The organism is Arthrobacter sp. UKPF54-2, assembly GCF_007858535.1.
GTDB lineage: Bacteria > Actinomycetota > Actinomycetes > Actinomycetales > Micrococcaceae > Arthrobacter.
This window is the reverse complement of sequence record NZ_CP040174.1, coordinates 2,470,587-2,490,723: the sequence shown is the minus strand read 5'-3', so window position 1 is coordinate 2,490,723 and position 20,137 is coordinate 2,470,587. Positions and strand designations below refer to the sequence as shown.

Below are 20,137 nucleotides of genomic sequence, written 5' to 3'. Positions count from 1 at the left end.
GCCTCAGCCGGCCGTTTCCAGCTCGACGTCGAGCTCGACATCCAGCCCGAGGTCCAGGGCGGTGACGCTGTGGGTGAGGGCCCCGACCGAGATGATGTCCACGCCGGTGGCGGCGATCCCGGCCACGGTGGCGAGGCTGACGTTGCCGCTGGCCTCGACCCGGGCCCGCCCCGCAACGAGCGCAACGCCGGCGGCGAGGTCCTGCACCGAGAAGTTGTCCAGCATGATGGTGTCCACGCCGGCGGCCAGCACGGGCTCGATCTGTTCCATGCTGTCCACCTCCACCTCGAAGTGGGTGGTGTGCCCCAGCCGGGCGCGGGCGCCGCGCAGCACGGCGGTGAGCTTCCCGGGGTCTCCCCCGGTCAGTACCGCCAGGTGGTTGTCCTTGGCCAGCACCGCGTCCGAGAGGCTGAAGCGATGGTTTGCCCCACCGCCGCAGCGGACTGCGTAGCGCTCCAGCACCCGCAGCCCGGGCGTCGTTTTCCGGGTGTCGGTGATTCGTGCCTTGGTGCCGGTGACCAGCGCGGCGAACTCCGCGGTCCGGGTGGCAATCGCGCTCATCCGCTGGATCAGGTTCAGCGCCACCCGTTCGGTAAGCAGCACGCCGCGGGCGTTGCCGCTCACCCGTGCCAGCGCCGTCCCGGCGTCGAACGCCTCCCCGTCCGCAACGAGCAGTTCGACGGCGGCGTCCGGGTCCGCCAGCTTCATCGCGGCGGCAAACACCTGCCCGCCGCTGAAGACGCCGGGCACCCGGGCTGCCAGCACCGCGGTGGCGCGGGCACGGGCCGGGATGAGGGTCTGCGAAGTGATGTCGCCGCAGGGGGCGTCCTCCAGCAGGGCGGCGCGGAGCACGGCGTCGACGGCGGATGCGGGCAGGGTGCCGGCAAGCTCGGCGCCGGACAACACCGGCGTGTCCTGGGTGGTTGCGGTCATGAGGAAATCCTTTGCATGGAGGGGGTGGAGGCGGAAGCCGGGTCCGTGTCGGCCCGGTAGTGGGCGCCCACGGAGGCGGTCCGGTTCCGGGCGGCCGCCACGAGCAGGCCGGCAGCCAGCAGCAGGTTGCGGTCCTCGTGCTCCCGCGGGTCGTCCGAGGCCGCTACAATCCCGGGACGGACGACGGCGGCCCAGGCAGCGAGCTGCGCAGCCGCATCATCGAGGTCAGCCGCCGAGCGCAGAACCCCGGCGGCTCGAGTCATCAACCGCCCCAGAGCCGCCCGAGAAAACACCCCGGATCCAGGCCCAGACTTAATACCAGCTTCGGGGGCCGCCGCGGCGGTTCCTTCCCTGGAGGAGCCGCGCAAGGGTACTGCGGAAGCGTGCGTCAAAGGGAGGCCGCCCGCGGCCGAGCTAGCACGCGGAGCAGTGCCGTTGTGCGGCGCTTCGCCCAGGAAGTCCTCGACGGCGCGCCGCCCGAACACCAACCCTTCGAGCAGCGAGTTGCTGGCCAGCCGGTTGGCGCCCTGGGCGCCGGTGCACGCCACCTCGCCCGCGGCGTACAGCCCCGGCACCGAGGTGCGGCCCCAGAGGTCGGTCGCGATCCCGCCCATCCAGTAGTGCGCGGCCGGGGACACCGGCATGGGGTCGAGCGTCCAGTCGTAGCCGGCGGCCCGCGTCCTGGCGGTGATGGTCGGGAAGCGCCGGGCCAGGAAGCCGGCCCCGCGGCCGGCTTCGATCCCCCGGGCGTCCAGGTACACCGGGCTGTCGGCCGGGCGGCCGGTGGCCGCCAGGTGGAGGGCGATGCTGCGGGAGACGACGTCGCGCGGGGCCAGTTCGGCGTCGGGGTGGTAGTCGGGCATAAAGCGTTGTCCCGCGGCGTCCAGCAGCACGGCGCCCTCGCCGCGCACCGCCTCCGAGATAAGCAGCGCGGGCGGCCCGCCGGGTACTTCGGCCGCCGCGAGTGTGGTGGGGTGGAACTGGAAGAACTCCAGGTCGCGCACGGCGGCGCCGGCGCGCCAGGCCAGCGCGAGGCCGTCGGCGGTGGCCACGGACGGGTTGCTGGTGCGGGCGAACAGCCGCCCGGCGCCGCCGGTGGCGAGCAGCACGGCGTCGGCGTCCAGTTCCCGGGGCTGCCCACCGGCCAGGTAGGCGACGCCGGTGACGGAGCCCGATGAACAGCCGTCAGGGTCACCACCGCCGCTCAGCAGCGCGGTCACAAAAGCGCCGGTCTCCACCCGGAGCCGGCCCTGGACGGCGCGGTCCAGCACGGCGGCGACAAGGCCGCGGGCGATCCAGGCGCCGGTCGCGTCGCCGCCGGCGTGCAGGACGCGGGCGGCCGAATGTGCTGCTTCCAGTCCCAGCGCCGGTCCGCCGTGGGCCCCGGCGTCGAAGTGCACGCCGAAGCGCCGCAGCCCGGCGATGTCCCGGACGGCTTCGGTGCAGAGGATGCGCACGGCATTGGGGTCATTCAGCCCGGCCCCCGCGGCGAGGGTGTCGGCAATGTGCGCCGCAACGGAGTCGCCGGGCGCGGCCTCCCCCGGTGCCAGCACCGCGGAAATCCCGCCCTGGGCATAGAAGGTGTTGCTCTCCTCGAGCGTGCCCTTGGTCAGCAGCACCACCTCGGCGCCGGGCGCTTCGGAGGCGAGCAGCGCCGCGTACAGCCCGGCGATCCCGCTGCCGACGACGACAAGCCGCCTGGTCACGGCCGCGCCGCCAGCATGCGTTCCAGGGCGACCCGCGCGGGGGCCGCGACGTCGTCCGCCACCGTGATGCGGTTAACCACCTCGCCGCGGACCAGGGCCTCCAGCACCCAGGCCAGGTAGCCGGGGTGGATGCGGTACATCGTGGAGCAGGGGCAGATCACCGGGTCCAGGCAGAAGATGGTGTGCTGCGGGTACTCGGCGGCCAGCCGGTTGACCAGGTTGATCTCGGTGCCGACGGCGAAGACCGTGGGCTCGGTGGCGGCGGCGATGGCCTTGCGGATGAAGTCCGTGGAGCCGGCCGAATCGGCGGCGTCCACCACCTCCATGGGGCACTCCGGGTGCACGATCACCTGCACACCGGGGAAGTCCGCGCGGGCCTTTTCGATCTGGGCGACGTTGAAGCGCTTGTGGACCGAGCAGAAACCGTGCCACAGGATCACCCGGGAGTCCTGCAGCGTCTCCTCGTCGCTGCCGCCGAGTTCCTTGCGCGGATTCCACATCGGCATCTGCGCCAGCGGCACACCCATGGCCTTGGCGGTGTTCCGGCCCAGGTGCTGGTCCGGGAAGAACAGCACCCGCTGGCCGCGCTCGAACGCCCATTCCAGCACCGTGGCGGCGTTGGAGGAGGTGCAGACGATCCCGCCGTGTTCGCCGCAGAAGCCCTTCAGCGCTGCCGAGGAGTTCATGTAGGTGACCGGGATGACCGGGACCCGGCCGTCGGCGTCGGGCTCGGTGCCGAACAGCTCCTCCAGCTGCTCCCAGCACTCCGTCACCGAATCGATGTCCGCCATGTCCGCCATCGAGCAGCCCGCGGCGAGGTTGGGCAGGATCACGGCTTGCTCCGGCGCGGAGAGGATGTCCGCGGTTTCGGCCATAAAGTGCACGCCGCAGAAGATGATGGCCTCCGCGTCCGGCCGGGTCAGGGCCGCGTTGGCCAGCTGGAACGAGTCGCCCACGAAGTCGGCGTACTGGATCACCTCGTCGCGCTGGTAAAAGTGGCCGAGGATAACGGCCCGGTCCCCCAGCGCCGCCTTGGCGGCCCGGATCCGGTCGTCCAGTTCGGCGTCGCCGGCCAGGCGGTATTCCTCTGGCAGCTGTCCCTGCCGGGGCGTCGAGGCCGGGGCGACGTCGGCCACGGACGCGCCCGGGCCGTACGCCGGGACACCGGCGAGGGCCTCGGCGAGGTCGAAGTCCCAGGGGCCCCGGGCCAGGGCCGGGCTGCAGGTGGATGCTGCCGCGGCCGCTGTTGCCTGTCCGGCGGCCGACTCGCGCGTGATCAGCTGGATCGCCGTGTTGACGCTGCTCATGGTGTGCTCCTGTTGTCTGGATCGAGGCCGGGCCGGCCGGTAAAGCGGTAGAGGCGGGGCGGGCGGTGTTTGCCGCCCTGGAGGTATTCGTCGGTTTCTTCGATTTCCGGGGTGGCCTTGATCTGGCGGCGGAAGTTGGCCGGATCCAACTCCCGGTCCAGGACGGCCTCGTAGACCTCCCGGACCTGCGCGAGGGTGAAGTACTCGCCGAGCAGGTGGTAGGCGATCGAGCCGTAGGCCATCTTGTTCCGCAGCCGCCAGAGCGCGTAGTCGATGATCGCGTTGTGGTCGAAGGCCAGGTCGCCGAGCCGGTCCGCCCGGAACCAGCGGACATTCTCGGATTCGTCGGCGAGCGCGGCCTCGGTGGGCTGGACGAGCGCCCAGTAGACGATCGAGACCACCCGCTGGGTGGGCGAGCGGTGCAGCCCGCCGAAGGCGTAGAGCTGTTCGAGATAGTTCGGCGCCAGGCCGGTGGTCTCGCGGAGGTTGCGGGAGGCGGCGTCCTGCAGCGATTCGGAATGGGTCAGCGGCCCGCCGGGCAGGGCCCACTGGTTCTTGAACGGCTCCCGGATCCGGCGCACCAGCGGGATCCAGAGCGTGGGGCGGCCGGAGCGTTCACTCGGCCGCAGGGCGAAGATCACCGTGGAAATGGCCAGCGACGGCGGCGCGAGCTGGCGCTCCGAGACGTTGGCTGGAGAGGTGTAGACGGTGATCGACCCCCGAGTTCCGGGGTCCGGCCCGGTCTTTGCGGACCTGCCGGACGGTTCCGGCCCGACCGCCGGAGTAGTTATAGTCAACTTGACTAGAACTAATTCTACGACGCCGGGGGCCGGGCGCAAAATGTTTCCGTGCGCCGCCGCCCCCAGAGCCGGCGGAACGTCCTACTCCCCCTGGGCGGCGGCTTCGAGCAGCGGCAGGGTGCGGCCCTGGAAATGGGTGTTGAGCACGATCACCGAGGACGAACGCAGCACGGTCCGGGTGGCGATCATGGCGTCCAGCACCCGCTGCAGGTCCGAGTTGGAGCGGGCGGCGATGCGGGCCATCAGGTCCGATCCGCCGGACACGGTGTGGATCTCGATCAGCTCGGGAATCCGCGCGAGCGCCTCCACGACGGCGTCGTGCCCTAGGTCCTGGTTGATGGTCAGGGAGCAGAAGGCCACCACCGGGTAGCCGAAACGGGCCGGGTCCGGCTGCGGCACCCACGAACCGATGACACCGCTGTCCTGCATGCGGTCCAGCCGCGACTGCACGGTGGCACGGGCGACCTTGAGCACCCGGGACGCCTCCAGGACGGAGGAGCGCGGAGAGTCCGTAAAGAATCGGACAATTTTGGCGTCCAGCGGGTCGACGTTCACTTCAGTTTCCTTGCCTGCGGGTTCCAACAGCACACATCGTCGCGATTTGGGCCGGTTGATCAACAAACTGCAACCATGCTCTCACGCGGGCCGCACCGAGGGCGCCCGCCGGGGCGGTAAATTCGTAGGGTCCCAAAAGGACGCCAACACCACCGTAAGAAGGTTCGCCAGCATGACAACGAAGTCCCCCGCGGAGCGCCCGGCCCTGAAGCTCGGCCACACCATGTTGCCCCGCCAGCTCACCATGATGGGGCTCGGCAGCGCCATCGGCGCCGGCCTGTTCCTTGGATCCGGAGCCGGGATCCAGGCCGCGGGCCCGGCCGTCCTGATCTCCTACCTCGTCGCGGGCACCCTGATCATCCTGGTCATGTGGGCGCTCGGCGAGATGGCAGCCGCCAATCCGAACAGCGGCGCGTTCTCCGTCTACGCCGAAAAGGCCCTGGGCAAGACCGCCGGCGCCACCGTCGGCTGGCTCTGGTGGCTGCAACTTGTCGTTGTCATCGCGGCCGAGGCCCTCGGCGCGGCCGGGCTCCTCTTTACGGTCTGGCCGGTGATTCCCGTATGGGGGCTGGCGCTGGTGTTTATGGCACTCTTCACTGCCATCAACCTCGCCGGGGTGAAGAACTTCGGCGAGTTCGAGTTCTGGTTCGCCATCCTCAAGGTCACCGCCATCGTGCTGTTCCTGGCCATCGGCGCGGCCCTGCTGTTCGGCTGGCTGCCGGACGTTGCCAGCCCGGGACTGCGCAACATCACCTCCGACTTCGCCCCGGCAGGCCTCGGCGGCATCGCCACCGCCCTGTTTGTAGTGATCTTCGCCTTCGGCGGCACCGAAATCGTCAGCGTGGCCGCGGCCGAGACCGAGAACCCCGAGCACAGCGTCGGCCACGCGATCCGCACCGTGGTCTGGCGCATCCTGGTGTTCTACATCGGCTCCGTTTTTGTCATCGCGGCTGTGCTGCCCTCGACGTCGGCGGCGCTCAAGTCCCCGTTCGCGGGCGTCCTGGATCTGGCCCGCATTCCGGGCGCCGGAGCGGCAATCACGCTGGTCGCCGTCGTCGCCCTGCTCTCGGCCCTGAACGCGAACCTGTACGGCGCCTCCCGGATGGCCTATTCCCTGTCCGAGCGCGGCGAAGCCCCGCTCTTCCTGTCGCGGCTGAATGCGGCCCGCGTTCCGGTGATCGCCGTCGGCATATCGGTGGCGTTCGGCTTTCTGGCCGCTGTGCTGGAACTGCTGTTCCCAGAACAGATCCTGCCGGCCCTGTTCCAGCTGGTGGGCTCGACCTGCCTCGTGGTGTGGGGCTCGGCGCTCGTATCCCAGCTGATCCTCCGGCGCCGGGCCGACCGCGCCGGCACCGCGCTGCCGCTGCGGATGAAGGGCTTCCCCGGGCTGACCATCTTTGGCCTGGTGCTCCTGGCCCTGATCTTTGCCGTCGGCTTCAGCAGCCCGGAGAGCAGCAAGCAGCTCTTCAGCACCATGGCGTTGATCGCCGGTATCGCCGCCGCCTGCTGGATCGGCGCCCGGATCAACGCCCGCCGAGCGAGCTGACCCGCCGCAAAGACTGTACAAACTGCCAGGCCTGGGGAGCCGGGGGCGGGTAGCTTTGTACAGAGTGGTCAGCATTTCCTGAGCTGATTGCCTAACTCGGGGCCCGTGACTAGGGTCACAGGCATGGACACACTCCCCCTCGCGGTTTCCGGCGGCGACGCCGGCCCGCTCACCCCCGCCGAGCTCCGAGAGCTGTACACCCTGATGGTCGCCGTCCGGCACCTCGACACCTCGGCCATCGCCTGGCAGCGGCAGGGCATCATCCCCGGCTACGCCCCGGAACTCGGCCAGGAGGCGGCCCAGGTGGGCAGCGGCTACGCCGTCGACACCACCCGCGACTTCGTCTTCCCCACCTACCGCGAGATGGGCGTCGCCCGGACCATGGGCGTGGACATGGTGGGCTACATGTCCACCCACAAGGCCACCTGGCACGGCGGCCTCTACAACCCGCTGGAATCCCGGCTTGCCCCGATCCAGGCCGTGGTGGCCGGGTCCGTACTGCACGCCGTCGGCTGGGCCCACGGCCAGACCCTCGAGAACAGCGACGGCGGAACCACCGGCGTCGCGCTGACCTACTTCGGCGACGGCGCATCCTCGCAGGGTGACGTCCACGAGGCGCTGAACTTTGCCGCCGTAATGAAGGCGCCCGTGGTGTTCTTCGTCCAGAACAACGGCTGGGCCATCTCGGTGCCCACCGAACGCCAGGTCGCCGGCGGCTCCGTCGCCGCCCGCGCCGCCGGGTACGGCATGCCGGCGCTGCAGATCGACGGCGACGACGTCGTCGCCGTCGTCGAGGCCACCCGCCGCGCCTTCGCGCACGCCCGGGCCGGCAACGGTCCCGTGCTGATCGAGGCGATGACGTACCGCCGTGGCCCGCACTCCACTTCCGATGACCCCGGCCGCTACCGTTCCCTCGACGAGGAGCGCGACGGCGCCGGCGAGGATCCGCTGGAGCGCCTGCGCAAGCGGCTGCTCGCCGACGGGATCGCCGACGAGGCCTTCTTCGCCGAGGCCCTCGCCGCCGCCAAGGCCGAAGAGGAGCATATCCGCAACGGCATCCAGGCCCTCGGCTCCCGGCCCGGCACCGAAATGTTTGACCTGGTCTTCCAGGAAACCACCCCTGCCCTGCAGGCCCAGGCCGCCAACTGGCGCGAGGAGTCCGAGCATGTCTAACCCGACCATTGAAAGCCGAACCTCGCCGGCGGCGACTGCCCCCGCGGCCACCACCGTGATGTCCATGCAGCAGGCGCTCAACCGGGCCCTCGACGAGGTCCTCGCGGATAACCCCAAGGCCGTCATCTTCGGCGAGGACTGCGGCCGGCTCGGCGGGGTCTTCCGGATCACCGACGGGCTGCAGGCCAAGCACGGCGAGCAGCGCGTCTTCGACACCCCGCTGGCGGAATCCGGCATCCTCGGCATGTCCGTGGGCCTGGCCATGGCCGGCTTCCACCCCATCCCCGAGGTCCAGTTCGACGGCTTCGCGTACCCGGCCATCAACCAGATCGTCTGCCAGATCGCCCGGATGAACTACCGCAGCCGCGGCACCCTGCCGATGCCGATCACCCTCCGGGTGCCCAGCTTCGGCGGCATCCGCGCCCCCGAACACCACGGCGAAAGCCTCGAGGCGCTCTTCGCCCACGTGCCTGGCCTGAAGGTGGTCTCGCCGTCGACCCCGCATGAGGCCTACCACCTGCTCAAGTACGCCGCCACGCGGCCGGACCCGGTCATCTTTATGGAGCCGAAGTCCCGCTACTGGCAGAAGGGCGAAGTGGACCCCGCCACGCACGACGCCGACGGCGGCTCCCCCACCGGAGCGAAGGTCATGCGGGAGGGACGGCACCTGACCCTGGTGGCGTGGGGTGCGATGGTGGCCCGCTGCCTCCAGGTGGCCGAGCTCGCCGCCGAGGACGGGATCGACATCGAGGTCCTGGACCTGCGCTGGCTCAAGCCAATCGACGCCGCCGCACTGGCCGCGTCCGTGCGCAAGACGCGCCGCGCCGTCGTCGTCCATGAGGCGCCGCTGACCTCCGGTCTGGGCGCCGAGGTGGCGCAGCTGATCACGCAGAGCTGCTTCGACACGCTGCGCGCCCCCGTGGAGCGTGTCACCGGCTTCGACGTCCCGTACCCCTCGGGCGATCTTGAGGACGAATACATCCCGAACATTGACCGGATCCTCTTCGGCATCCAGCGAGTATTGGAGTACAAACGTGGCTGAAATTTCCTTCCCGCTGCCGGATCTCGGCGAGGGCCTGATCGAGGCGACCTTGCTGGAATGGCTGGTCGCCCCGGGCGACCAGGTAGAGCGCAACCAGCCCCTGGTGGAGGTCGAAACCACCAAGTCGGCCGTTGAATTGCCCAGCCCGCAGGCGGGTAAGGTAGTGCGTATCCACGGCGGGCCCGGCGACAAGATCAACGTCGGCGAGCCCCTGATCGTGTTCGAGGTGCCGGACAACACCGCCGGCATCGTGGGCACGGTCCCGAAGGAAGAGGCACCGAAGCGCCGGGTCCGCCTGAGCGCCGTACTTGATGAGGACTGACACCATGAGCGGCAGACACACCGGCGAACGGCATTCCCACACCGTCGAGGGCACGGACCCCCAGTTGTACGTCGGGGTGCATGATCCCAAGGACGACGCCGGCCTGCGCCCGGTGCTGCTGCTGCACGGCTTCTCCTCCTCCTCCAAGCTCAACTGGGAGGACAGCGGCTGGATCACGGCCCTGACCGAGGCCGGACGCCGCGTCATTACGGTGGATCTGCCGGGCCACGGCCGCAGCGGCGCCCCCGAGGACCGCGACTCCTACTCCCCCAGCCGGATCCGGGCGGACCTGCTGCAGATCGCGTTCGACGCCGGCGCCCGCCCGCTGCGCGACGGCGACCCGGCCAGCGGGCTGGACGTCATCGGCTACTCGCTGGGTTCCCGGCTGGCCTGGGAATTCGGCGCCACCCAGCACGAGCTGGTGCACCGGCTGGTCCTGGGCGGACCCAACGTGGCGGACCCGCTGGCGGACTTCGACCTCGTGGCGGCGCAGCGGTACCTGGCCGACGGCACCCCGATCGCGGACGCGTCCACCGCCGGGCTGCTCAAGATGGCGCAGCTGCTGCCGAGCAACAACATTTTTGCCCTGCTGTCCCTGGTGGAGGCGATCAAGGACGAGCCGTTCGACCCCGCCGAGGCCGTGCCGCCGATGCCGATGCTGCTGGTGGCCGGCGAGAAGGACGAGCGGGCCGAATCCATGCCCGAGCTCGCGGCGCTGGGCGCCAAAGCAGGGGCGCTGGTGGAACAGCTCATCCTGCCGGCCCGGAACCACACCAATGCCATCACCAGCCGCGCCTTCAAGCAGGGCGCCATCGAGTTCCTGGGCGCCTGAGCCGCGGGGACTCTGAATTACTGGCACAAACCCCACAGTCACAAACACAGAAGAGGCACGGACCGCGGTCCGTGCCTCTTCTGTGTTTGTGGTGGCCTCCCTGGGGAGCAGCTCCTAGTGGTGGCGGCTGACGCCGAGCGGGCGGCCCTTGGTTTCCTTGGCCAGGACGACGCCGACGGCGGAGATCACGCAGAGGATCATGATGTAGATGCCGATCGAGCCGGTCCACTTGGTGCCCTGCAGCAGGGCTTCCGCGATGGTGGCCGCGAAAGCGCCGCCGAGGATGGCGCCGAACGCGTAGCCGATCGAGATGCCCGAGTAGCGCACGTTCGCCGGGAACATTTCGGCGTACATGGCGGACATCGGGCCGTAGGACAGGCCCAGGCCGATGGTCAGGACGAAAAGGGCCACGCCGTAGAGCACGATGTCCTTGGTGTCGATCAGGGCGAACATCGGGATCATCCAAGCGAAGACGATGCCGTAGCCGATCAGGAAGGTCTTGACCCGGCCGATCTTGTCGGAGAGCCAGCCGCCGACCAGGGTGAAGATGAGCCAGCCGAAGGATGCCAGGGTGGTGGCCAGCAGGATCTGCGGGGTGGGCATCTTCAGCGACTTGGTGGCGTAGGAGATGAAGAAGGCGATCAGCAGGTAACCGGCGGCGTTGTTGCCGATGAAGATCATCGTCGAGTAGAGGACGGCCTTCTTGTGCTTGCGGACCAGCTCGCCCAGGGGCGCCTTGCTTTCCTCTTTGCGCTCCTGCATTTCCTTGAAGACCGGGCTCTCGGCCACGGCGCGGCGGATCAGGTACCCGACCACAATCAGCACGATGGAGAGCAGGAACGGCACCCGCCAGCCCCAGGACGCAAAATCTTCCTTGGACATGGACGTGTTGAGGAAGTACAGCAGGCCCGTCGCGAGGATCATGCCCACCGGAACGCCGATCTGCGGGTAGGCGCCGAACAGGCCGCGCTTGCTCATCGGAGCGTGCTCCACGGCCATCAGGGCAGCGCCGCCCCATTCACCGCCGGCGGAAAAGCCCTGGATGATGCGCAGCAGGATCAGCAGGACGGGGGCCCAGACGCCGATCTGGGCGTAGGTCGGCAGCAAGCCGATCAGGGCGGTCGCGGCACCCATCATCACCAGGGTGAAGACCAGCATCGCCTTGCGGCCCAGGCGGTCGCCGAGGTGGCCGGCGATGATGGCGCCGAGCGGGCGGAACAGGAAGCTGATGCCGATCAGCGCGAAGGACAGGATCTGCGCCAGGCCCGGGTTGGAGGCGTTCAGCGGCGCCAGGAAAAGCGGGGAGAGCAGCGTTGCGGTCAGCTGCGCGAAGATGAAGAAGTCGTACCACTCGATCGTGGTACCGACCAGCGTCCCGGCGAGGACCTTGCGTTCCTCATGCTTGCTGCTGGGGCCCGCCTCTGAATCGACGGTTGAAGTTGCGGTCATTGGAACTCCGTTGCTGGGGGCAGAGGTGCTGCCCGGGGTGGGTGCGAAGAGAATAACTGAATGCCTCTTGAATTACTGATCGAACGGTCAGTTAGTATCTGTGATCTTACTATGAAACATGTGATCAGGCACACAGTCCGGGGAAAAAAGCCGCCTTGTCCCCAAATCGTGATGCCCCGGACCCCGGGACGACTGGCCCCGAAACGTTGTGCGCCCCCAATCTGTGTTCTATAATCGAACACACAGTTCCGATATAGAACGCTACTGGACTGTGAGCCCCGGCACAAGAGACCCGCGGGACTGCCGCGGCACACCCGCCCCCGCGCCCCCCCGCCCCGCCCTAGGATGGACCCCATGACACTGACCGCCGGCAGCGCCCAGACCTCCCCGTCCCAGACGCTCTCCCGAGGCATCCGGGCGCTGGAGATTCTCGCCGACGCGCCGGAGCCGCTCACCATCGCCGAGCTCGCAGATGCCATGGGGGTCCACCGCTCGGTCGCCTACCGCATCCTGCGCACCCTCGAGGACCACTCACTGCTGGTCCGCGACGACGGCGGGCGGGTCCAGCCCGGCCCCGGCCTGGCTGTCCTCGCCCGCGGCGTGGCCCGCAACCTGCAGACCGCGGCCCTCCCCGAGCTCACCCAGCTGGCCAACGCCCTGGACATGAGCGCCTTTGTGGCCGTCTGGGACCGCGAAGACTGCGTCACACTCGTGACCGTCGATCCCCGCCGTACGGGGGCGGCCGTGGTCCAGCATCCCGGATCCCGGCACCCGGTCAGCGCGGGCGCCCCGGGCATCGCCATCCAGTCGGCGCTCTCGGAGCGGGAATGGCACAGCCTCGCCCCCGGCATTCCCTACCGCCCCGAGGCCGCCGAGGCCCGCCGCCGCGGCTACGCGGCCAGCCACGACGAAGTCATCCCGGGGGTTTCCTCGCTGGCCGTGCCGGTCAGCGTACCTGGCGGTCGGCCGGCTGCCCTGGCGGTGGTCTACATCCGAGACGCGCAGGATCCCGCGGAGGTTGCGGCCGCCCTGGCCGCGAGTGCCGCGCGCATCGAGGCCCAGCTGGGCTGACGCCGAGCCGGGACCGTCCCCGGCCGCCGAGGCCCTGACAAGCAAAGTAAGCCCCGCCCGAGCACTTCACCACGGAAGCAAAGGATTGATCCCCATGGCCGAGCACTACATCCCGGACGACCTCCCCGCCCGGATCCGGCACTACATCAACGGCGAATTCGTCGACTCCGTCAGCGGCAAGACCTTCGACGTCCTGGACCCGGTCTCCAACGAGACCTACGCCACCGCCGCCGCCGGCCAGAAAGAGGACATCGACCTCGCCGTCGCCGCCGCGCGCAAGGCCTTTACCGAGGGCCCGTGGCCGCGGATGAAACCGCGCGAACGCGCCCGCGTCCTGAACAGGATCGCCGACGCGGTCGAGGCCCAGGAGAGCCGCCTCGCGCAGCTCGAAACCTTCGACACCGGCCTGCCGATCACCCAGGCCAAGGGCCAGGCGCTGCGCGCGGCCGAGAACTTCCGCTTCTTCGCCGACCTGATCGTGGCCCAGTTCGACGACGCCATGAAGGTCCCCGGCGCCCAGATCAACTACGTCAACCGCAAGCCGATCGGCGTCGCCGGCCTCATCACCCCGTGGAACACGCCCTTTATGCTCGAATCCTGGAAGCTCGCCCCGGCGCTGGCCACCGGCAACACCGTGGTCCTCAAGCCTGCCGAATTCACCCCGCTCTCCGCCTCGCTCTGGGCGAAGATCTTCAAGGACGCCGGCCTGCCCGACGGTGTCTTCAACCTGGTCAACGGCCTGGGCGAGGAGGCCGGGGACGCCCTGGTCAAGCACCCAGACGTGCCGCTGATCTCCTTCACCGGTGAAACCACCACGGGCAAGACGATCTTCCGCAACGCCGCGGAGAACCTCAAGGGCCTCTCGATGGAACTTGGCGGCAAGAGCCCGGCGATCATCTTCGCCGACGCCGACCTCGACGCCGCGATCGACTCGACCCTGTTCGGCGTGTTCTCGCTCAACGGCGAACGCTGCACCGCCGGCTCCCGGATCCTGGTGGAACGCGCCGTGTACGAGGAGTTCTGTGAGAAGTACGCCGCCCGGGCGAAGAACATCGTCGTCGGCGATCCGCATGATCCGAAGACCGAGGTCGGAGCCCTGGTCCACCCGGAGCACTACGAGAAGGTCTCCCGCTACGTGGAGATCGGCAAGTCCGAGGGCCGGCTGCTGGCCGGTGGGGGCCGCCCGGAGTCCCTGCCCACCGGCAACTACATCGCCCCCACGGTCTTTGCCGACGTCGCCCCGGACGCCCGGATCTTCCAGGAGGAGATCTTCGGCCCCGTCGTCGCCATCACCCCCTTCGACACCGACGACGAAGCCCTCGCGCTCGCGAACAACACCCGCTACGGCCTGGCCGGCTACGTCTGGACGAACAACCTGACGCGGGCGCACACCTTCTCGCAGAACCTCGAGGCGGGCATGGTGTGGCTCAACAGCCACAACGTCCGGGACCTGCGCACCCCGTTCGGCGGGGTCAAGGCCTCGGGCCTCGGCCACGAGGGCGGCTACCGGTCCATCGACTTCTACACCGACCAGCAGGCCGTTCACATCACCCTGGGCGCCGTCCACACCCCGAAGTTCGGCGCCGCGACCTGAAACCCCTCGGTCCCGGCGCCTGCCATGGTCCGCTGCGCCTTCTATGTGGCCCTGCTGGGCCTCCGCGTCAGGCGCGGGCCGCCGCCGTGCCTCGCCGGAGGACGACGGCGGCACCGGCACCGAGCAGGAACAGCGCCGCCGCGGCGCAGACCGGCACCAGGAACGCGGCCGAATAGCCGAAGTCCTGGGCGAGCCGGCCCGCCACGGACGAGCCCAACGCGGTGCCGGCGACGATGCCGCTGGCCAGCGCCGTCATCACCGTGCCGAGTTTGTCTGCCGGGGCCACCAGGCCTCCGATAGCGAACACGGTGACCATCAGCGGGCCCACCGGCACGCCCAGGACCAGGAGGACCAGGATCATCGGCGGCGCCGTCGAGGGCAGGAGCAGCAGGGCCGCGAGGCCGGCCATCAGGGCGGCGCAGGCAAGCCAGCGGGCGTGGACGCCGAACCGCCGCGGCCAGTAGGCCACGGACAGGGCCGCGGCGGCCGAGCTCAGCCCCATCACCGCGTACAGCAGCCCGGCCAGTTCCGCGGTCGCGAAGCTGGCCGCGAAGGAACTCAGGGACGTCTGCGTCGCGCCGAAGAACGTTCCCATGCAGACCATGGCCAGCACCGGGAGCGCGACGGCGGCGAAGCCGGCCGCACGCTGCCCGGCCGTCAGTTCCGTCCGCCGCTTCCGCTCAGCGGCCGACGCCGTCCGGCTCCGCGCAGGGGTGCGCGGGACGGCGCGGTGCGTCGGGTGCACGGCGAAGGCGGGGACCAGGGTCAGGGTCAGCGCGGCGGCGAGGGCGAGCGGCAGCCAGGGGCTGATGAGGCTGGCCAGGATGCCCACCAGGGCCGGCCCCAGCACGAAGGTCAACTCGTCCGCGGTGCTCTCGTAGGACAGGGCGGTGTCCAGGTCGTGTCCGGACCCGCCGCGGCTGGAGCTCAGGGCCATCCAGCGGACCCGGGCCAGCGGGCCGACCTGCGGGCAGCTGGCGCCGGCCACAAAGGCGGCGGCGAGCACCGGCACTGCGGCTGCCAGGTCCCCGCCGGCCGGAACGAGGTACACGGCGAGGATCAGGGCGGTGACGGCCAGGGTGTTGAAGACGGCCGAAACAAGGAGGACCGGGCGCTGGCCCAGCCGGTCCGCCAGGGCCCCCAGCGTGGGGGCGCCGAGTGCCGACCCGATGCCGACGGCGCCGGCCGCGGCGCCGCCCACGGCATAGGAGCCGGTAACAGCGGTCACGAGGGTCAGGGCGCCGACGGTGAGCATGGCCAGCGGAAGGCGGGCGAAAAGACCCAGCGGGATGAAGCTCCGGCCGGCCAGCAGGGGAAGACGGGCAAAGCGGCCGCCGCGGGGGGCCAGTGATGCGCCGGTGGATTCTGCCTCAGTGGAGGCGGGCGCCGCAGAGGCAGGCGCCTGGGAAGACGTGGAGAGGATCATTTATCCGGGTTCGTTCGATGGTGCGCATCGTCCCTCCTCCCGATGCGCGCGACCCGGTAACCATCCAATTATACCCGAGCCGGCGCCCCTCAGACCGGGGCATCGTCCGAGATATGCAGCGTGGACCCGTTCCGGCCCTTGACCACCTGCAGCTGGGTGGTGATCCGCTGTTTCATCTCCGCTACGTGGCTCACCAGGCCCACCACCCGGCCGCCGTCGCGGAGCCCCTCCAGGGCGTCCATCACCTGCTCCAGGGACTGCTCGTCCAGGCTGCCGAAGCCCTCGTCGACAAAGAGCGTCTCGATGTCCACCCCGCCGGATTCCATCTGCACCACGTCCGCGAGGCCCAGGGCCAACGCCAGCGAGGCCATAAAGGACTCCCCGCCGGAGAGCGTGGCGGTGTCCCGGCGCTGGCCGGTCCACTGGTCCACGACTTCCAGGCCGAGTCCGGACTTCTGCCGGCGGGCCGCCAGCGCGTCGGTGTGCTGCAGGGTGTACCGGCCGTCGCTCATGCCGATCAGCCGGTCCGAGGCCGCGGCCGCCACCTGTTCGAGCCGGGCGGCCAGGACGTAGCTGTTCAGGCTCATGCGGTAGGTGTTGTCGCCGCCGCCGCGGGCGGCTTCGGCGACGGCGGTCCACAGCGCAGCGCGTTCCCGGGGCTCCCGGCCGGCAGCGGCTTGTTCCGCGTAGTCGGCGGCAATCCGGCCGAGCGCCCGCACCGAGTTCCCGGCCAGCCCGGCCGCCAGCACGGACTCCCGCGTGGTGCGCGCCGCCGCGGCGGTGTCCTGGCGGAGCGCGGCGAGAACGGCCGGGTCCACGGGGCCGTCCGCCGCCTGTTCGCGGGCGGCCAGGGAGAGTTCCTCCCCGGCAAAGAGTTCCTCGAGCCGGGCGGCCTCGTCCTGCCCGGCGCGAATGGCGGCTTCCAGGCCGGCGGCGTCGGGGGCCGGGAGCAGCACCGAACGCGCGGCGGCGGCGGACTCAAAGCCGGCGGCCGGGAGGGCCTGCTCCAGCTGCGCGCGGGCCTCCGCGGTCCGCGCCCGGGCCTGTTCGAGGCTGCCCGCGGCGGCGTCGGCGCGCTCAAGCAGGGCCGTGGCGCCGCGGACCGCGCTCAGGCGCGTCCCAAGACTCGGGTGCCCGGAGCGCAGGCCCGCGAGTGCCGCCTCAAGTTCGTCGGCCTGAGCGCGGACCCCGCTGAGCGTGGCTTCGGTCTGGGCGAGCCCGGCGGCGGCCTCCGTCTGGCCATGCTCCGCGGCCGTGATCTCGTCGTCCAGCTCGTCCCGCCGCGCCCGGGTGGCGGCGAGTTCCGCCGCGGCGCGGGTGGCTTCGGCCGCACGGTCCCGGGCCAGGGCGGCGTCGCTGCGGGCTACGCCGGGCGCGGTGTCACCGCCCTGCGCGGCCAGCACGGCCAGGCTCTGCTGGGCATCGCCGAGTTCGTGTTCGAGCGCCGCCAGCACCGCCTCGGCCGCGTCCGCGTCCTCCTGCGCGGTCTGCTCGGCTTCGGCGATGGCCAGGGCGGAGGCCGCGGCCGGCGCCGGTGCCGGGTGCTCGGCGCTGCCGCAGACCGGACACGGCTCGTCCGGCAGCAGCTGGGCGGCGAGTTCCGCCGCGGCGTTGGCGAGCCGCTCCTCCCGGAGGTCCAGCCAGTGCTGCCGGCGGTCCTGGTACGTGTCACGGGCCAGCCGGTGCCGCTCGGTGATTCCGGCGCAGTTTGCCGCGGCCTCGGCGTGGCGGCCCACGATGGCGACCAGCTCGTCCGCAGCCGCGGCTTCCTTGGTCCGCAGCTGGACTTCCGCGGCCAGTTCCTCCAGCGGCCCCAGGGCCGCCACGAGGGCCGCGGATTCGGCCCGCAGGGTGTCCAGGGCCGCGGCGCCGGAGCGGTGTGCCGTGTGCAGCCGGTCCAGGCTGAGCTGCAGTTCGGCGCCGCGGGTGGTCAGTGCTGCCAGCCGGTCCTCGTCCGGCAGCCGTTCCTCCAGGACGGCGCGGAGGGAGCGCAGCCGGCCAAGTTCGCTCCGCAGCACGGTGCCCTCGAAGAGCGGAGCGGCGGCCGGCCCGCCGTCGCCCGGAGGCACCTCCGGCACGGCACCCTGCAGCGGCGCCAGTTCCGGGTCGGTGAGGGCCGCGGCCCGCAGCTCCGAGGCCGCAGCGGCGGCGGCCAGCTCGGCGCCCTCCTCTGCCGCTTCGGCGCTGTCCACTGCCTGCAGCTGGCCTCCGAGGACCTCGGCCTTCCGGTGCCGTTGCAGCCGTTCCGCCGCCTCACGCAGCCCGGGGGCTGCCGCGTCAGCGTCGGCCCGGCGCTGTAGGGCCGCAGCGAGTTTGGCCTGCCGCTCGGCGCGCGCCGCCATGCCCTCGAGCCGGGCGGCGAGTTCGACGCCGCGCCGTTCGGCGTCGGCCGCCGCGGCCTGCCGTTCGCCGGCCGCAGCAGCGGCAGCTTCCCCGAGCCAGGCCAGCAGGCCGTCGGCGTCGTCCCGGCCCGGGGCCCCGTCCAGCGCGAGGCCGAGGCCCGCCGTTTCGGTCTCCGCCTGGGCCAGCAGGAGCATCAGCTGGTTGTTGAGGCTCTCCACTTCGGCGCGGGCCGCCGCCGCCCGCCGCGCCAGTTCCTGTTCCACCGACTCGAAGCGCTCGGTGCCGAAGAGGCTCTGGAGCAGGTCCAGCCGGTCGGAGGCCTTGGAGCGCAGGAAGGCCGCGAAGTCCCCCTGCGGCAGCATCACCACCCTGGTGAACTGGTCCCGGTCCATGCCCAGCAGGGCGGTGATCTCCGCCCCCGCCTCGTCGTTGCGGCCGGACTTATCCAGCCATGTGCCGTCCACCCGCTCGCGCAGCAGGGTGTTGGCCTTCTGCTCGGTGAACCCGTTCTTGCCCCGGGCGCTGGGCTTGTTCCAGGCCGGCGTCCGCGAAACTTCGAAGTGGCGGCCCTTGGCGGAGAACTCGCAGGTCACGCGCGGCTCGGCGGCGGCGTCGGCATGGTCGCTGCGCAGCCGCTTGCCCTCCTGCCGAGCGCCGGGGACCGAGCCGTAGAGGGCGAAGCAGATGGCGTCCAGGACGCTCGTTTTCCCGGCCCCGGTGGCGCCGTTGAGCAGGAACAGCCCGTGCGCCGAGAGCCGGTCAAAGTCGATGACCTCGGTGCCGGCGAAGGGGCCGAACGCGGAAATTTCCAGACGGTGGATCCTCACCGGGACACCCCTTCCAGTCGGACGGCTTCGAGCGCTTCGGCCAGGACGGCCGTTTCGGCGTCGTCGGCGCTCCGGCCCCGGACGTGCTCCAGAAAGCCGCAGCAAATCGAGAGGTCGTCGCCGGCCTGGGCCAGCCTGCTGCTGTAGCTGGTCTTGGCGGTGGCCTCGCCCCCTTGGGGGTCGAAGCCCAGGACGAGGGTGTCGGGGAACCGCGCGCGCAGCTGTTCCATCGCCTGGGCCGGGCGCTGCGCGTCGGTCAGTGTGACCTGGCAGTAGGCGCCCTCGGCCCAGCCGAACTCCTCGGCGGCGAGCAGCTCCGCCAGGGTGCCGCGCAGCACGGCGAGCTGGCGCGGGGCTTCCCAGAGCACCTCGGTGACAGCGGTGACGCCGGTGGCGTCGACGTCGATCAGCCAACCGCCCTTCTGGTGCTGCGCCTCCGAGAACGAGTAGGCCAGCGGCGAGCCGGAGTAGCGGACCGTGGGCGAGAGCGTCTGCCGGCCGTGCAGGTGGCCCAGGGCGGTGTAACTGAAGCCGTCGAAGAGATCCAGCGGCACGGCGCCGACCCCGCCGATGCTGAGGTCACGTTCGCTGTCCGAGCTGATGCCGCCGCTGGCGAAGGTGTGGGCCAGCACCACGGAATGCACGGTCCGGGTCTGGGCCCGGGCCGCGAGATCGGCGCGGATCAGCCCGGTGGCGGCGCGGGTGACCTCAAAGTGGCTGGCGGTCTCGACGCCCAGCTGCGCGGCGACCAGCCGCGGCTCCAGCCAGGGGATGCCGTAGATGGCGAGCACGGGCCCGGAGCCTGCGTCATTGGACCCGGCGTCATTGGAGCCTGCGTCCTCAGCCAGTGGCAGGAGCAGCGGCGTGTCCAGTTCGGCGAGCCGGGTGCGCAGGTGCACTCCCCCGCGTTCGAGCAGCCGGGACGCAAAGCCGAGCCGGATGGCCGAGTCGTGGTTCCCGCTGGTCAGCACCACCTTCGCCCCGGCTCCGCTCAGCCGCACCAGCGCGTCGTCGAGCAGGCCGACGACGTCGACGCCGGGCAGCGCACGGTCGTAGACGTCGCCCGCAATCAGGACGACGTCGACCGATTGTTCGCGGACGACGCCGACGAGCTGGTCGACGAAGGCGCGCTGGGCGTCAAGCATCCCGACGCCGTGGAATGACCGGCCCAAATGCCAGTCCGAGGTGTGCAATAACCGCATGCCACTACG

Annotated in this window: 16 protein-coding genes; 7 read left to right on the top strand and 9 right to left on the bottom strand. The window is 70.8% G+C overall.

Annotation, left to right across the window (positions count from 1 at the left end; all coding sequences use genetic code 11):
* Positions 1–3: 3 nt before the first annotated feature.
* The 5 genes from nadC to E7Y32_RS11430 form a co-directional block, all read right to left on the bottom strand.
* Positions 4–933, bottom strand: coding sequence for a carboxylating nicotinate-nucleotide diphosphorylase (gene nadC / locus E7Y32_RS11450; protein ID WP_146337225.1), 930 nt, complete (start codon positions 931–933; stop codon positions 4–6).
* Positions 930–2,639 carry an L-aspartate oxidase gene (locus E7Y32_RS11445; protein WP_146337224.1) on the bottom strand — a complete coding sequence of 570 codons (1,710 nt, stop codon included), beginning with the start codon at positions 2,637–2,639 and terminating at the stop codon, positions 930–932. The genes nadC and E7Y32_RS11445 overlap by 4 nt, the downstream gene beginning before the upstream one ends.
* The gene (nadA, locus tag E7Y32_RS11440; RefSeq protein ID WP_146337223.1) at positions 2,636–3,946 is read right to left on the bottom strand and encodes a quinolinate synthase NadA; all 1,311 of its coding nucleotides are present in this window, start codon (positions 3,944–3,946) and stop codon (positions 2,636–2,638) included. The genes E7Y32_RS11445 and nadA overlap by 4 nt, the downstream gene beginning before the upstream one ends.
* On the bottom strand, positions 3,943–4,659 hold the full coding sequence (locus tag E7Y32_RS11435; RefSeq protein ID WP_146338554.1) for an NrtR DNA-binding winged helix domain-containing protein: 717 nt from the start codon (positions 4,657–4,659) through the stop codon (positions 3,943–3,945). The genes nadA and E7Y32_RS11435 overlap by 4 nt, the downstream gene beginning before the upstream one ends.
* A 168-nt stretch (positions 4,660–4,827) precedes the next feature.
* Positions 4,828–5,301 carry an Lrp/AsnC family transcriptional regulator gene (locus tag E7Y32_RS11430; protein ID WP_146337222.1) on the bottom strand — a complete coding sequence of 158 codons (474 nt, stop codon included), beginning with the start codon at positions 5,299–5,301 and terminating at the stop codon, positions 4,828–4,830.
* Positions 5,302–5,473: 172 nt separating this feature from the next.
* Here E7Y32_RS11430 and E7Y32_RS11425 point away from each other — a divergent pair, with 172 nt between their 5' ends.
* The 5 genes from E7Y32_RS11425 (at position 5,474) to E7Y32_RS11405 (ending at position 10,216) form a co-directional block, all read left to right on the top strand.
* Entirely contained in the window at positions 5,474–6,847 is a 1,374-nt protein-coding gene (locus E7Y32_RS11425; protein ID WP_146337221.1) for an amino acid permease, read from the top strand.
* 123 nt (positions 6,848–6,970) lie between these two features.
* Positions 6,971–8,020: a thiamine pyrophosphate-dependent enzyme gene (locus tag E7Y32_RS11420; RefSeq protein WP_146337220.1), complete on the top strand. Its 1,050-nt coding sequence runs from the start codon at positions 6,971–6,973 to the stop codon at positions 8,018–8,020.
* Positions 8,013–9,062, top strand: coding sequence for an alpha-ketoacid dehydrogenase subunit beta (locus tag E7Y32_RS11415; protein ID WP_146337219.1), 1,050 nt, complete (start codon positions 8,013–8,015; stop codon positions 9,060–9,062). The genes E7Y32_RS11420 and E7Y32_RS11415 overlap by 8 nt, the downstream gene beginning before the upstream one ends.
* Positions 9,055–9,384 carry a biotin/lipoyl-containing protein gene (locus E7Y32_RS11410; RefSeq protein WP_146337218.1) on the top strand — a complete coding sequence of 110 codons (330 nt, stop codon included), beginning with the start codon at positions 9,055–9,057 and terminating at the stop codon, positions 9,382–9,384. The genes E7Y32_RS11415 and E7Y32_RS11410 overlap by 8 nt, the downstream gene beginning before the upstream one ends.
* Positions 9,385–9,388: 4 nt before the next feature.
* Positions 9,389–10,216 carry an alpha/beta fold hydrolase gene (locus E7Y32_RS11405; protein WP_146337217.1) on the top strand — a complete coding sequence of 276 codons (828 nt, stop codon included), beginning with the start codon at positions 9,389–9,391 and terminating at the stop codon, positions 10,214–10,216.
* A 114-nt stretch (positions 10,217–10,330) separates the two neighbouring features.
* Here the strand turns inward: E7Y32_RS11405 and E7Y32_RS11400 are convergent, their stop codons facing one another.
* Positions 10,331–11,665: an MFS transporter gene (locus E7Y32_RS11400; RefSeq protein WP_146337216.1), complete on the bottom strand. Its 1,335-nt coding sequence runs from the start codon at positions 11,663–11,665 to the stop codon at positions 10,331–10,333.
* A 354-nt stretch (positions 11,666–12,019) separates the two neighbouring features.
* On the opposite strand from E7Y32_RS11400, the gene E7Y32_RS11395 reads away from it, so the two are divergent.
* Positions 12,020–12,736 carry an IclR family transcriptional regulator gene (locus tag E7Y32_RS11395; RefSeq protein WP_146337215.1) on the top strand — a complete coding sequence of 239 codons (717 nt, stop codon included), beginning with the start codon at positions 12,020–12,022 and terminating at the stop codon, positions 12,734–12,736.
* Positions 12,737–12,830: 94 nt separating this feature from the next.
* Positions 12,831–14,330 carry a 5-carboxymethyl-2-hydroxymuconate semialdehyde dehydrogenase gene (gene hpaE, locus E7Y32_RS11390; RefSeq protein WP_146337214.1) on the top strand — a complete coding sequence of 500 codons (1,500 nt, stop codon included), beginning with the start codon at positions 12,831–12,833 and terminating at the stop codon, positions 14,328–14,330.
* A gap of 67 nt (positions 14,331–14,397) precedes the next feature.
* On the opposite strand, the gene E7Y32_RS11385 is transcribed toward hpaE, so the two are convergent.
* The 3 genes from E7Y32_RS11385 to E7Y32_RS11375 form a co-directional block, all read right to left on the bottom strand.
* The gene (locus tag E7Y32_RS11385) at positions 14,398–15,756 is read right to left on the bottom strand and encodes an MFS transporter (protein ID WP_146337213.1); all 1,359 of its coding nucleotides are present in this window, start codon (positions 15,754–15,756) and stop codon (positions 14,398–14,400) included.
* Between the two features lie 89 nt (positions 15,757–15,845).
* Positions 15,846–18,926, bottom strand: a complete 3,081-nt coding sequence (locus E7Y32_RS11380) for an AAA family ATPase (RefSeq protein WP_146337212.1) — start codon at positions 18,924–18,926, stop codon at positions 15,846–15,848.
* Positions 18,923–20,128 (bottom strand): exonuclease SbcCD subunit D, encoded by a 1,206-nt coding sequence (locus E7Y32_RS11375; RefSeq protein ID WP_146337211.1) that lies wholly within the window; start codon positions 20,126–20,128, stop codon positions 18,923–18,925. The genes E7Y32_RS11380 and E7Y32_RS11375 overlap by 4 nt, the downstream gene beginning before the upstream one ends.
* Between the last annotated feature and the right edge of the window lie 9 nt (positions 20,129–20,137).

What these genes read in the sequence shown, in the direction of transcription:
- nadA (WP_146337223.1), bottom strand. Translation starts at nt 3,946, where the DNA reads ATGAGCAGCGTCAACACGGCGATCCAGCTGATCACGCGCGAGTCGGCC.
- E7Y32_RS11415 (WP_146337219.1), top strand. Translation starts at nt 8,013, where the DNA reads ATGTCTAACCCGACCATTGAAAGCCGAACCTCGCCGGCGGCGACTGCC.
- E7Y32_RS11375 (WP_146337211.1), bottom strand. Translation starts at nt 20,128, where the DNA reads ATGCGGTTATTGCACACCTCGGACTGGCATTTGGGCCGGTCATTCCAC.
- E7Y32_RS11420 (WP_146337220.1), top strand. Translation starts at nt 6,971, where the DNA reads ATGGACACACTCCCCCTCGCGGTTTCCGGCGGCGACGCCGGCCCGCTC.
- E7Y32_RS11400 (WP_146337216.1), bottom strand. Translation starts at nt 11,665, where the DNA reads ATGACCGCAACTTCAACCGTCGATTCAGAGGCGGGCCCCAGCAGCAAG.
- hpaE (WP_146337214.1), top strand. Translation starts at nt 12,831, where the DNA reads ATGGCCGAGCACTACATCCCGGACGACCTCCCCGCCCGGATCCGGCAC.
- nadC (WP_146337225.1), bottom strand. Translation starts at nt 933, where the DNA reads ATGACCGCAACCACCCAGGACACGCCGGTGTTGTCCGGCGCCGAGCTT.
- E7Y32_RS11395 (WP_146337215.1), top strand. Translation starts at nt 12,020, where the DNA reads ATGACACTGACCGCCGGCAGCGCCCAGACCTCCCCGTCCCAGACGCTC.
- E7Y32_RS11425 (WP_146337221.1), top strand. Translation starts at nt 5,474, where the DNA reads ATGACAACGAAGTCCCCCGCGGAGCGCCCGGCCCTGAAGCTCGGCCAC.
- E7Y32_RS11385 (WP_146337213.1), bottom strand. Translation starts at nt 15,756, where the DNA reads ATGATCCTCTCCACGTCTTCCCAGGCGCCTGCCTCTGCGGCGCCCGCC.
- E7Y32_RS11405 (WP_146337217.1), top strand. Translation starts at nt 9,389, where the DNA reads ATGAGCGGCAGACACACCGGCGAACGGCATTCCCACACCGTCGAGGGC.